The organism is Allocatelliglobosispora scoriae (assembly GCF_014204945.1).
GTDB lineage: Bacteria > Actinomycetota > Actinomycetes > Mycobacteriales > Micromonosporaceae > Allocatelliglobosispora > Allocatelliglobosispora scoriae.
Genome location: NZ_JACHMN010000003.1, coordinates 1,976,130 through 1,989,205 on the forward strand (window position 1 = coordinate 1,976,130; position 13,076 = coordinate 1,989,205).

Genomic DNA, 13,076 nt, shown 5'->3' on the forward strand with positions numbered 1-13,076 from the left:
TCCTGCCACTCCCAGGATGTGCGGGGTCCTGCCTGCCGGGCACGGTCGGGGGCATCGTGGAACGTGCTCGGGGCACCTCGCCCGCGAGCAGGAAGGACACCATGTCATCCCAGGAGCTCCCCGGCGGCGTCTACCGTGTCGCCGACCTCGCCCTCACCCGGGTGGGCTACGGCGCCATGCAGCTCGCCGGGCCCGGGGTCTTCGGACCGCCGAAGGACCCCGACGCCGCGGCGGCCGTCCTGCGGGCGGTCGTGGAGCGCGGGATCCGGCACATCGACACCGCCGACTTCTACGGCCCGCGCGTGACGAACGAGCTCATCCGCGACACGCTCGCGCCCTACGCCGACGGGCTGCACATCGTCACCAAGGTGGGCGCCCGCCGCGACGAGACCGGCGCCTGGCTGCACTCGCGGGAGCCGGACGCCCTGCGCGCCCAGGTCCACGACAACCTGCGCAGCCTCGGCGTCGACACCCTCGACGTGGTCAACCTCCGCGTCGGCGGCGGCAGCGACGGCCACTCGGCGGTGCCGGGGTCGATCGCGCCGCAGTTCGAGGCCCTCGCCGAGCTGCGGCAGCAGGGGCTCATCCGGCACCTCGGGCTCAGCACCGTCGACGCCGACCAGCTCGCCGAGGCTCAGACGATCGCGCCGGTGGTCTGTGTGCAGAACTTCTACAACATCGCCCACCGGGAGGACGACGCGCTGGTGGACCTGACCGCCCGGCAGGGCATCGCCTACGTGCCCTACTTCCCGCTCGGCGGGTTCACGCCGCTGCAGTCCGGCGCCCTGCGCTCGGTCGCACTGCGCCTCGACGCGACCCCGATGGCGGTGGCCCTCGCCTGGCTGCTGCGGCGCTCGCCCAACATCCTGCTGATCCCCGGCACGTCCTCCGTGGACCACCTGGAGCAGAACATCGCCGGTGCCGGGCTCGACCTCCCGGCCGACGCGGCGGCGGAACTCGACGCCATCGGCGGCTGACACGCCGACGCGGCGGGCTCAGCCGCCCTCGCCGATGCGCCACCAGTCCCGCAGCTCGGTCGTCTCCTCGGACCAGAACTCCAGCAGGTCGCCCGGTGCGAGCCCGAGAGCGCGTTCGATCTCGCCCGGGGTGAGGCTGCGCAGCGAGTCCGAGAGCGACCGGGTCAGGTCGAGCCAGTAGCCGCGCAGCGTGGACTCGCTCACGTAGAGCTGCTGGGCGATCCGGGCGTAGCTCAGGCCGCGGGCCCGGCCGTGCAGGATCTGGCGCTGCCGCTCGCTGAGCAGGGTGATGCAGTCGCGCCGGACCAGCACCTCGAGGATCCCCACGACCGATTGCGGCACCGCCGTGCCCCCGGCGGCGACCTCGAGGAAGATCTGCTCGGCCCGGCTCGACGGCAGCGCCTTGGAGACGATGCCGCTGGCACCCGCCGCGATGCAGGCCGCCAGGACGAAGCGGCGCTCCTCCTGGGTGTAGACGCAGACCCGGTAGCCGCAGCCGGTCAGCGCGCGGATCGCGGCGATGCCCTGGCGTACGTCGGGCTGCAGTTCGAGGTTGGCCAGGTGCAGGTCGAGCAGGACGACGTCGACCACGGGACGTCGGCTGACGAGCTCCTCCACCGTCGCGACCGCGGCGACGACCTCGAGGCCCGGCATGAGCAGGCCGATCGACTCGCGGATCAGCGAGGCGTCGTCGACGACCGCCACCGTGGCGGTCACGGCGCGTCCAGGTAGGCGCTCCGGGTCCGGCGACCGGCCCCCGATCCGGGTTCCGACCGGATCGTCACCGTCGTCCCCTCACCCACGGCGGACTCGATCTCGATGTCGAGCCCGCTCATCCGCAGCTCGCCGATGACGACCTCGCGCAGCCCGACCCCGGCGGTCATCGTCGCCGGGTCGAACCCGACCCCGTCGTCGCGCACGGTGAGGGTCCAGCCGTCGCCACCGTCGAGGTGCACGACGACCCCGCTCGCCCGGGCGTGCACGCGTACGTTGAGCAGCAGGCTCTCCAGCGCGCGTTCGAGAGCCTCGGCCTGCTCGGCGGGGATGCTCAGGCCGGTGCCGAGGTCGAGCAGCGCGTCGATGTTCAGGTCGGCGAACCGGTCGCACACGCGCTGGATCATCACGGCGAGCTCCGCCGGCGGCTCGGCGCCGGTCGCTCCACCCACGAGCGTCCCGTCCCCGGCCAGGGTCCGTCCGCGCAGATAGGAGCGCATCCGCTGCAGCTCCACCTCGGCCTGGCCGATGAGCCGGGACCGGGAGACCTCGGTCCCGGGCTCGGTGAGCAGGCGCATGACGGCGACGCCGTTGTGCATCATCACCTGGGCGCGCCGCTCCTCCTCCCGCCGGGCCAGCTCCGCGACGCGGGCCCGCGAGATGTCGGCGTCGTGCGCGATGCGGCGGGTGTAGCCGAAGAACATGCGCCCGACCAGCGCGTAGACGATGTAGGTCATGATGTTGCCGACGGCGGTCGAGGTCATGTTCTCGCCGACCTCGCCGTGGATGTAGACGAGGTAGCCGGCGATGATGCCGAGCAGGCCGCCCGCCCACAGGGTGAGGCTGCGGATGCCGCTCGCGGTGATGATGATCGACAGGGCATAGCCCGGCTGGTACGCCATCCAGGTGCCGAACCGTTCCCCCGACGCGAGGACCAGGGGGCCCAGGGCCAGCAGTGCGGAGGCGAGGGCGAAGTCCGCCGCTGCCGCGACCGCGCCGAGCGGGCGGCGGCGTACCAGCGTCGTGATGCTCACCGCGGTGGCCGCGGCTGCCGCGGCGAGCCAGCTCGCGAGGTAGGCGCCCGGACGCGGTGACGTCGCGACCCCGGCGGTGACGGCGGGGACCATCTGCGCGATCGTGCCCAGGCGGACCCCGGCGGTGAAGTAGGAGAACGCCCGCTCGACACCGGCCCTGGTCGTCGGCAGATCCGCGACACGCCACAGCCCGTTCCGACCGCTCATGGTCCTCCTCGGGTGGCCGACGGCGAAGTCCGCGGATTCGTTGGGTCACAGCGGATCAGCGACACGCAACGATGAAGGTACTTCAGCGGGGTCGGCGTAGATAGGGCGTTTCGTCAACGGATCCAAGGAGGACAAGTGCCTGAATCGATCGATGGCGGTACGCGGATGGTGCCCCGCCGCGTCATCCTCAGGGGCACCGGTGCGCTGGTGCCGGCGGTGATCCTGGCGTCGGCGACCGGTGGTGCGGCCGCCGCCGCGAGCCCATCGGCAGCGGACCGGACCAGCGGCGACCGGACCGTCCGAGGAGCGTTCTCCGCGGGCGGCTACGGGTGGCCGGCAGCCGAGCCCCGCGCCCGGGCGGCCGCCGGGGTGACGTTCACGCTCACGGCGGGCGGCCTGCCGCTGGCCGATCGCCGGGTGCGGTTCTCGCTCAGCGAGTTCCACGCGGCCGGTCGCAGCCTGTGGTTCGAGGCGGCGCCGGGACCGAAGCCGGCCCGCCGGCTCGGATACCTGGACCTCGACACCGATGCGTCGGGCACCGTGCTGCTGGACCGGTGGCTGCGTCTCGGCGCCGTGCCGACCGCCGCGATCGGGGCGCATCCGCTGCTGCGGGCACAGCTGGTGGGCTCGGAGACGCTGCTCGCCTCCGCCCGCCTGTCAGTCCTCTGATTCCGATCTTCCTCGCAGCGGTGATCCCGTCGACGGTGTCGCCGCGCCCCCTTCAAGGAGCATGAGTTGACGAGAACCGTCGCCGGAGCCGAGCAGTGGGCCCGCCAGAACGTCACGACCGCCGGTGGTGGCGGCTTCTACAACGGCTACAACTGGAGCGGAATGTGCCAGGCCCTGATGTTCCGGGCCTGCGGTCTGAGCGATTCGGCGGACACCGCCTATCAGGCCTACCGAGCGTCCGGTGCCCGCAACACCGACTACTCCGCCGCGCCGCGCGGTGCCTTCCACTGGTGGGCCGACCACGGCGATCCCGACCCCGGCCACGTCGCCCTCGACCTCGACGGCGGCGGCACCCGCTGCCTGATGGCGTCGTCGCAGCTCTCGGGCGGGCAGGACTTCGCCCCCGGCGGATACTGCATCGGCACCCAGGCCGTGCCGACCTACAACTCGCTGTCCGGACTGATCTATCTGGGCTGGACCCTGGACAACGTCGGCTCCCGGATGTCCGATGTGGGCACTCCCGGTCCGGGCAACAACCCGGGCCCGGCGCCCTACGCCCTCACCGTCGCCGATCAGAAGGTGCTGCAGACGCTGGCCCAGCGCGGCGGCTACACCGGCCCGGTCGACGGTGCGATGGGCGTCAACAGCTGGAAGGGCGTGCAGACCGCGGTCAAGGGCTACGGCTACACCGGTCCGATCGACGGGGTGCCCGGGACCAACACCTACCGGGCGATCCAGTCGCTGGCGCAGGACGGCGGCTACACCGGGCCCGTCGACGGCGTCCTCGGCCCGAACACCATCCGCGGCGTGTCCGCCTGGCTCGTCTCGCACCCGCCGTCCACGCCGCCCGGCCCGGGACCGGCACCGAACCCGCCCGCGGGCAGCGCGATCTACGGGCTCGACGTCGGCACCAGCCAGGCGAACCTCGACTTCCTCGCCGCGCGCAGCGCCGGGTACCGGTTCTGCGTCGTCAAGTCCGGCGGCTCCAACGACGGCACCCACCAGCCCTACACCTCGCCGTACTACGTCCGGCAGGTCGACGCGGCCCGTGCCGCCGGGCTCCTCGTCGGCCACTACTGGATGAGCGGATGGGGCACCGCCGCCGGTGACGCCGCCTACTACCTGGCGCACCTGCACGACTACCGGGCCGGTGATCCGCTGATGATCGATGTCGAGGGGATCGACGGCAGTCCGGTCTGGACCGACGCCCAGACGGCGGCGTTCATCACCGCGGTCAAGTCCGCGCTGGGCGCGACGCCGTTCCTCTACACCTACTCCTCGCTGCTCCGGTCGAAGACCTGGACGCAGACCCAGGCGACCGGTGCGAAGCTCTGGATCGCCCACTACGACGTGGCGCCGGGCAGCCCCGAGATCGGCACCGCCTATCCGACCTGGGCGATCCACCAGTTCAGCAGCTCCGGATCGATCCGGGGCGTCACGGTCGACGTGAACTACGCCAAGCCTGACGCCTTCGGATCCGCGACGCTCCCGCCGCCCGGGCCGAACCCGGTCCCCGATCCGGTGCCGGACATCCCGCTCGCCGACGGCGTCACCGTGCAGCGCGTGGCACAGCTCGGCGGCTATGTCGGCCCGATCGACGGTGTCCTCGGCGTCAACAGCTGGAAGGGCGTGCAGACCCTGCTCAAGCAGCTCGGCCTCTACACCGGGGTGATCGACGGGATCCCCGGTGCCAATACCTACAGAGGACTCCAGCAGCTCGCGCAGCGCGGCGGCTACACCGGGCCGATCGACGGCGTACCCGGCCCGAACACCTATGCCGGACTGCGCGGCTACCTCGCGCAGACCGGCGGGGCCGTCACCATCTCGACGGCGGACGCCAAGACCCTGCAGCAGCTCGGCCAGCGCGGCGGCTACACCGGCCCGGTCGACGGTGTCCTCGGCGTCAACAGCTGGCGGGGCGTGCAGACCGTCCTGTCGCAGGGCTACTACACCGGCCCCCTCGACGGGGTGCCCGGTCCGAACACCTACACCGGGCTGCAGCGCCTCGCGGCCGACTACGGCTACACCGGGCCGATCGACGGCTCCCCCGGCCCGAACACCTTCGCCGGGATCCGGAGCTACCTGAGCGTGACGTCCGGCGGCCCCGGTCCGATCTCGACGGCGGACGGCACGGTGCTGCAGAAGATCGGCAAGGCCGGGGGATACACCGGCCCGATCGACGGTGTGATGGGTGTCAACAGCTGGAAGGGCGTCCAGACCGTGGTCCGCGGCTACGGGTACGCCGGTCCGCTCGACGGCGCGCCGGGCGCCAACACCTATCGGGCGCTGCAGACGCTGGCGACCGCCGGGGGATACACCGGCCCGATCGACGGTGTGATGGGTGTCAACAGCTGGAAGGGCGTCCAGACCGTGCTGCGCCGCTTCGGCTACACCGGTCCGATCGACGGCGTCCCGGGCACGGCCACCTACGCCGCGATGCAGCGGATGGCGAAGCTCGGCGGCTACACCGGACCGGCCGACGGGGTCCTCGGGTCCTTCAGCTGGCGCGGCCTGCAGGCCTGCTTCCGGGGCTGGGACTACGCCGGCCTGATCGACGGGGTGCCGGGGGCGGGCACCTACACGGCGGTGCAGCGGCTCGCCCAGACCAGCGGCTACACCGGGCCGATCGACGGCGTACCCGGCCCGAACACCTACCGCGCGCTGGCCAATCTGGTCGCGTGACCTCTTTCGACATCTCACCCTGGGAGGAACGTTGACGATGCAAGACGAAGCGCGCCCGTGCTGCGGCGACGCTCAGGACGACGGCCACGGCACCACCGCGATCAGCCGTCGCGCGCTGCTGTGGCAGGGTGCGGCGGTCGGCGGCGGGCTCGTGGCGGGCGGGCTCGTGCTGCCCGGCCTCGCCTACGCCGCCCCGGCGATCTACAACCCGTTCAGCGCCTACCCCATCACCGGCACGTGGCAGGACCACCTCAACGCCGGCTCGCTGGGCGGCATCGACTTCGGCATGGGCGTCGGCACGTCCCTGCCGGCCTGCGGTGCCGGCACCATCCAGAACATCCCCTACAACGGCACCGGCGGCCACACCGTCACGATCTACCATGCCGACGGGTACCGCAGCCAGTACATGCACCTGTCGCAGTTCCTGCTCGCCAACGGTACGAGCGTCGCCGCGGGCTCTGTCGTCGGGCGGTCCGGCGGTGCCCGCGGTGCGGACGGCTCGGGCAGCTCCACCGGCCCGCACCTGCACTGGCACATGATCAACCCGAGCGGCGTGCGGATCAACCCGCTCACCTACGTGTCGGGCCCCGGCGTACCTCCGCCCGGCCCCGGTACGTCGTCGCAGGGCGTGATCCTGCAGGAGATCGGCCAGGCGGGCGGCTACACGGGTCCGGTGGACGGCGTGCCCGGCACGTATACGTGGCTCGGCGTCCAGCAGGTGGTCCGGGGCTACGGGTACACCGGCCCGATCGACGGCGTACCCGGCGGCAACACCTACGCCGCGATGCAGCGGCTGGCGCAGAAGGGCGGCTACGCGGGCCCGGTCGACGGGGCGCTGGGCGTCAACTCCTGGAAAGGGCTGCAGACGGTGCTGCGCGGGTTCGGCTACGGCGGCCCGATCGACGGCGTACCCGGCCCGAACACCTACGCGGCGCTGCAGCGGCTCGCCAAGCTCGGCGGGTACACCGGCCCGATCGACGGCGCGCTGGGCGTCAACTCGTGGAAGGGCGTGCAGAAGGTGCTCGCGGGCTTCGGCTACGGCGGCCCGATCGACGGGGCGCCCGGCGTGAACACCTACGCGGCGCTGCAGCGGATGGCCCAGCTCGGTGGGTACACCGGCCCGGTGGACGGGATCCCCGGCCCCAACACCTGGGCGGCGCTCGGCCGGCTCATCTAGCCGACGCATCCGGAGCCGGGACGCGCTCAGGGCTGCTGGTCGATCGGGAAGATGATCGGACTCAGCAGGTAGAGCCGGCGTCCCGGCTCCGGTGCGTTGTCCATATGGGGCAGGAGCATCGCGCGGAGCTGCTCGGCCATCGCCGTGATCTCCGCCGCGCTCAGCCACAGCGGGATCTGCACGTAACCGACCATGTCCGCGGTGGGGTCGGCGTCCGGCCGGTCGAGGTAGGCGCTGAAGTCGGCGAGCAGGGCGCCCATGGCGGCGGCGAAGCCGTCGCGGTGGTCGTCGATCGTCATCGCCGCGGCCTCCTGCGGGCTGATGCGCGTGCGCGCCCGGTCGAGCCGGTAGGTCCGCTCCACCGCCCCGTGCACCCGCTGCTCCCCGACGACCTCCAGCAGCCCGGCGGTGGCGAGTATCCCGACCTGGCGATACAGGGTGGTCTTGGGCACGTCGGGGAGGTGCTCCCCGAGCTCGGCGGTGGTGAGGCTGCGTCCGCCGGCGAAGGCGTGCACGATGCGGATCCGCACCGGGTGCAGGAGGAGGTCGACCATGTCCACCCGGCTACTCTCCCATATCTGGTACCATTCCCAAATATGGAAACGCTAACCTCACCCCTCGCCGTACCCCGCGACGGCCGCCCGGCGGTCGTCTTCCTGCCCGGCGCCGGCACGATCGGCCGCGACTACTGGAATGTGCACCGCCGGGCCGCCGAGCTGACCACCAGCGTGATCTACGACCGGGCCGGGACGGGCGACGGCGCCGCCGCAGACCTGCCGCGCACCCTGACCGAGGCGACCGACGAGCTGCGGTCGCTGCTCCACGCCACCGTCGAGGGCCCCTACGTGCTGGTCGGGCACTCGCTCGGCGGTCTCTACGCGCGCTTCTACGCGACCCGGTTCCCCGGCGAGGTGGCGGCTCTGCTGCTGCTCGATCCGGCTCACGAGGACTACAACGCGGCGATGCCCGCACCGCTGCGCGAGATCTGGGAGGGCTTCGACGCGGGCGAGGTCGCGGCGTCCTTCGACGAGCTGCCCGCCGAGGTGCTGCAGTTCTACCGGAGCCTGTTCGCGCAGGAGCTGGCGAGCTGGCCCGCCGAGGTCCGCGAGCCGCTCATCGACTACCACGCCAGCCCGCGCGGGCTCCGGATCGGCCTCCAGGAGGCGAGCAACCTCGACCGGATCTACGCCGAGATGCGCGCCGCCGGTCCGCTGCCCGACGTCCCGCTGCTGATCCTCTCCTCGGCCGAGGTCGACCCCTTCAAGACCGCCGTCTCCGCGGGCATCCCCGCATCGCTGCTCCAGGGGGAGATCGACGCCAAGCTCCGGCTCTACACCGACTTCGCGGCGTCGGTGCCGAGGGGCGAGGTCCGCCCGGTCGCGGCCGGCCACGTCACGATCCACCTGCGGGGCGAGGAGGCTGTCGCACAGGCCGTCGCCGACCTCGTCACCGGCCGCCGCGCCGGTGGGATGGGGGAGGAGGGCACCCCGCCTGCCCCGGTGCGGTGAAGCTGCTTCCCGTGGTCCGCTGAACGGGAACGGTAGTCTCCGGCGGGATGCCGGATCATTCGCGATGCCGCGTCCCGTGACGAAGGAGAAGCGTGGTGACTGACCGGCAGCAGGCGGCCGATCCGGGCGACCCGGCGGGTGGGCCGCAGCCGGCTCATCGTCCGGGCGCACGCGATGTGGTGAGGCTCGGTGTGGTGGTGGCCGCGCTGGGTGTCGTCTTCGGCGACATCGGCACCAGCCCGATCTACACGATGCAGACCGTGTTCAGCCCGGCGGATCCGCACCCCGTGCCGGTCAGCACCGACAACGTCTTCGGGGTCGTGTCACTGATCTTCTGGTCCGTCATGATCATCGTGACGCTCACCTACGTGCTGCTGGCGATGCGCGCCGACAACGACGGCGAGGGCGGCATCATGGCGCTGATCACGCTGCTGCGGCGGCAGGGCGCTCCCGGCGGCAGGCGGGCGACGGCGTTCCTGGCGGCGCTGGGCATCTTCGGCGCCGCCCTCTTCTTCGGCGACAGCATGATCACCCCGGCGATCTCGGTCCTGTCCGCCGTGGAGGGTCTCAAGGTCGTCAACCCCTCCCTCGAGCGGTTGATCATCCCGATCACCGCCGTCATCATCGTCGTGCTGTTCATGGTGCAGCGCCGGGGCACGGCCGCGGTCGGCCGGGTGTTCGGGCCCATCATGATCGCCTGGTTCCTGGTGATCGCCGCCTGCGGCATCGGCGGGATCGCGCACCACCCCGACATCCTCCGGGCACTGTCACCGCTCTACGGGCTGAAGTTCCTCGCCGGCCACTTCCACATCGCGTTCTTCTCGCTCGCCGCGATCGTGCTGGCGGTGACCGGTGCCGAGGCGCTCTACGCCGACATGGGGCACTTCGGCCGCCGCGCCATCACCCGGGGCTGGCTGCTGCTCGTCCTGCCCGCGTGCGTGCTCAGCTACCTGGGGCAGGGTGCGCTGATCCTGAAGGACCCGGCCAACATCAGCGCTCCGTTCTTCCTCCTCGTCCCCGGGTGGGCCCGGCTGCCGCTGGTCCTGCTCGCCACCGCCGCGACGGTCATCGCCGCCCAGGCAGTGATCACGGGTGCCTACTCGGTCGCGTCGCAGGCAGCCCAGCTGGGCTACCTGCCCCGGCTGCGGATCGCGCACACCTCCGAGTCCAGCAAGGGCCAGATCTACGTGCCGTGGATCAACTGGGTGCTCCTCTTCTCCGTGCTCACGCTGGTCTTCGCGTTCCGCACCTCGGCGGCGCTGGCCTTCGCGTTCGGCATGGCCGTCACCGGCACCATCACCATCACCACGCTGCTGTTCCTCTACGTCGCCCGCGCCACGTGGAAAACTCCACTATGGATCCTCGTCACCGGCGGCGCCGTGCTGATGACCGTGGACCTGCTCTTCGTCGCCGCCAACCTCACCAAGCTCGCCCACGGCGCATGGCTGCCGCTGCTGATCGGCCTCACCGCGTTCACCGTCATGACCACCTGGCAGCGCGGCCGGGAGATCGTCACCGCCGAGCGCGAACGCCGCGAGGGATCGCTGACCGAGTTCGTCGACCGGCTGCGCAACGGCAAGGCGCTCCTGCGCCGGGTGCCCGGCACGGCGGTCTTCCTCAACCGCGGCAAGCAGACCGCACCCCTGGCCCTGCGGGCCAACGTCGACCACAACCACGTCCGCCACCAGCACATCGTCATCGTGTCGATCGAGACCCAGCCGGTGCCCCGGGTCCCGGCGGGCGAGCGGCTCACCGTCGACCACCTCGGCAACCCCGCCGACGGCATCATCCACGTCACCGCCCGCTACGGCTACATGGAGACGCCGGACATCCCGGCCGCGCTGCGTACGCTGGACCTGACCCAGACCGAGGGCGAGCTGGAGCTGCACGACGCCTCCTACTTCCTGTCGAAGATCGAGCTGCGGGCCGGCGACGAGCCCACGATGGCGGCCTGGCGCAAGCGGCTGTTCATCGCCACCTCCCACATCACCGCGGACGCCGCCGAGCACTTCTCGCTGCCCCGCGACCGCACCGTCATCACGGGCTCCCACATCGAGGTCTGAGCGGCGGGGTGAGGGCGCCCACCCCGCCGTCAAGATCGCGTCAAGAAACCGCCGACCTGCGTATCCAAAGCGTCAGGAACCCGTTTGCGGCGATGAAATGCGAGTTCACTCCTACTCGCGGCCGGTGAATCCACCGGATCGCGGGATGCCGAGGCATCGCATACATCGTCGACAAACGAAGGAGGCGCACGGTGGCCGACATGGCTTTCGTGTTGCTCACGGTGGGGCTGTTCGCAGTGCTCGCCCTCGTCGTCCGGGGAGCTGAGCGGCTGTGAGCACCAACCTGATCGGCTTGATCATCGCCAGCGGCCTGGCGCTCCTCATGGTCGCCGCCCTGCTGTTCCCGGAAAAGTTCTGAGGCCGAGCAGATGACCACGACATCCGCCGGAGTGATCTTCATCCTCTCGCTGCTCGCCGCCCTGGCGGTCGCGTACCGCTACCTCGGCGACCACATGTACGGGGTGGTCTCGGCCACCCGCCACAGCCGGGCCGAGCGCGGCATCTACCGGGCGGTCGGCGTCGACGCGGACGCCGAGCAGTCCTGGGGGGTCTACGCGCGCAGCGTGCTCGCCTTCTCGGTGATCTCGCTGCTCTTCCTCTACGGCTTCCTGCGCCTGCAGGACCACCTCCTCGCCTCGCTCGGCCCGGCCCTCTCGGCCGGGATCGACGACCGGGTCTTCCCGCACCTGGGCTGGAACACGGCGGTCAGCTTCGTGACGAACACCAACTGGCAGGCCTATTCGGGTGAGTCGACGATGACGCACGTCGTGCAGATGGCCGGTCTCGCGGTGCAGAACTTCGTCTCCGCCGCCGTCGGCATCGCGGTCGCGATCGCGCTGGTCCGCGGCTTCGCCCGGCACCGCTCGGGCACCCTGGGCAACTTCTGGGTGGACCTGACCCGCATCACCTGCCGCATCCTGCTGCCCCTGTCGATCGTCGCGGCGGTCGCGCTGCTCATCGGCGGCGTGGTGCAGAACCTGACCGACGGCTCGCTGGTCACCACCCTCACCGGCGGCAGCCAGCACCTCACCGGCGGCCCGGTCGCCAGCCAGGAGGCGATCAAGGAGCTCGGCACCAACGGCGGCGGCTTCTACAACACCAACTCGGCGCACCCCTTCGAGAACCCGACGGGCTGGACCAACTGGCTGGAGATCTTCCTGCTGCTGCTGATCCCGTTCAGCCTGCCCCGGGTCTTCGGCCGGATGGTCGGCGACAACCGCCAGGGCTACGCGATCGTCGCGGTGATGGGCATCCTCGCCATCGCGAGCATCGCCCTGACCAACGCGTTCGAGCTCTCCGCCGGCGGCACGGTGCCGCAGGCGGTCGGCGCCGCGCTGGAGGGCAAGGAGGTCCGGTTCGGCGTCGCCGACTCGTCCACCTTCGCCGCGGCCACGACACTGACCTCGACCGGTGCGGTCAACTCGTTCCACGACTCGTTCACCCCGCTCGGCGGGATGATGCCGATCGTCAACATGATGCTCGGCGAGGTCGCTCCGGGCGGCACGGGCTCCGGCCTCTACGGCATGCTCGTCATCGCGGTGATCACGGTCTTCGTGGCCGGGCTCATGGTCGGGCGCACCCCCGAATACCTGGGCAAGAAGATCGGCGCCCGGGAGATGAAGTTCGCGTCGCTCTACTTCCTGGTGACCCCGGCGCTCGTACTCGTCGGAACAGCCGCGGCGCTCGCGACCGGCAACAGTTCGACGGCCCTGAACGTCGGCCCGCACGGGTTCGCCGAGGTGCTCTACGCCTTCACGTCGGCGGCGAACAACAACGGGTCGGCCTTCGCCGGCATCACCGTCAACACCCCGTGGTGGGACACCGCGCTGGGGCTGGCGATGCTGCTGGGCCGCTTCCTGCCGATCATTCTCGTGCTCGGCCTCGCCGGATCCCTCGCCGCGCAGCAGCCCACCCCGGCCTCGGCGGGCACGCTGCCCACCCACAAGCCCCTGTTCATCGGGATGGTGGTCGGCGTCGTGGTCGTCCTCGTCGCGCTGACCTTCCTCCCCGCGCTCGCGCTCGGCCCGCTGGCCGAGGGCCTGTGA

General features: G+C 71.5%; 10 protein-coding genes. 7 read left to right on the plus strand and 3 right to left on the minus strand.

The features are described 5' to 3' along the window. The first annotated feature begins 101 nt into the window (after nucleotides 1-101). Entirely contained in the window at nucleotides 102-977 is an 876-nt protein-coding gene (locus F4553_RS35065; protein WP_184845181.1) for an oxidoreductase, read from the plus strand. An 18-nt stretch (nucleotides 978-995) separates the two neighbouring features. Here the strand turns inward: F4553_RS35065 and F4553_RS35070 are convergent, their stop codons facing one another. Both F4553_RS35070 and F4553_RS35075 read right to left on the minus strand, forming a co-directional pair. Further along, nucleotides 996-1,694 carry a response regulator transcription factor gene (locus tag F4553_RS35070; RefSeq protein WP_184845183.1) on the minus strand — a complete coding sequence of 233 codons (699 nt, stop codon included), beginning with the start codon at nucleotides 1,692-1,694 and terminating at the stop codon, nucleotides 996-998. Then, complete coding sequence (locus F4553_RS35075) at nucleotides 1,691-2,932, minus strand: sensor histidine kinase (protein ID WP_246467567.1); 1,242 nt, start codon at nucleotides 2,930-2,932, stop codon at nucleotides 1,691-1,693. The genes F4553_RS35070 and F4553_RS35075 overlap by 4 nt, the downstream gene beginning before the upstream one ends. A 135-nt stretch (nucleotides 2,933-3,067) precedes the next feature. Between F4553_RS35075 and F4553_RS35080 the strand changes: the two genes are divergently transcribed. From F4553_RS35080 to F4553_RS35090, 3 genes are all read left to right on the plus strand, one after another. Then, nucleotides 3,068-3,601: a hypothetical protein gene (locus F4553_RS35080; protein ID WP_184845184.1), complete on the plus strand. Its 534-nt coding sequence runs from the start codon at nucleotides 3,068-3,070 to the stop codon at nucleotides 3,599-3,601. Between the two features lie 66 nt (nucleotides 3,602-3,667). After that, a complete protein-coding gene (locus F4553_RS35085) occupies nucleotides 3,668-6,283 on the plus strand; it encodes a GH25 family lysozyme (protein ID WP_184845186.1) in 2,616 nt (871 codons plus the stop codon). A 37-nt stretch (nucleotides 6,284-6,320) separates the two neighbouring features. Next, a complete protein-coding gene (locus tag F4553_RS35090) occupies nucleotides 6,321-7,460 on the plus strand; it encodes a peptidoglycan DD-metalloendopeptidase family protein (protein WP_184845188.1) in 1,140 nt (379 codons plus the stop codon). A gap of 26 nt (nucleotides 7,461-7,486) precedes the next feature. Here F4553_RS35090 and F4553_RS35095 read toward each other — a convergent pair whose 3' ends face one another. After that, nucleotides 7,487-8,014, minus strand: a complete 528-nt coding sequence (locus F4553_RS35095; RefSeq protein ID WP_221470608.1) for a helix-turn-helix domain-containing protein — start codon at nucleotides 8,012-8,014, stop codon at nucleotides 7,487-7,489. Nucleotides 8,015-8,056: 42 nt separating this feature from the next. Here F4553_RS35095 and F4553_RS35100 point away from each other — a divergent pair, with 42 nt between their 5' ends. The 3 genes from F4553_RS35100 (at nucleotide 8,057) to kdpA (ending at nucleotide 13,076) form a co-directional block, all read left to right on the plus strand. Further along, entirely contained in the window at nucleotides 8,057-8,968 is a 912-nt protein-coding gene (locus tag F4553_RS35100; protein ID WP_184845192.1) for an alpha/beta fold hydrolase, read from the plus strand. Nucleotides 8,969-9,063: 95 nt separating this feature from the next. After that, nucleotides 9,064-11,031: a potassium transporter Kup gene (locus F4553_RS35105; protein ID WP_184845194.1), complete on the plus strand. Its 1,968-nt coding sequence runs from the start codon at nucleotides 9,064-9,066 to the stop codon at nucleotides 11,029-11,031. A gap of 368 nt (nucleotides 11,032-11,399) precedes the next feature. Further along, entirely contained in the window at nucleotides 11,400-13,076 is a 1,677-nt protein-coding gene (gene kdpA / locus F4553_RS35110) for a potassium-transporting ATPase subunit KdpA (RefSeq protein ID WP_184845196.1), read from the plus strand.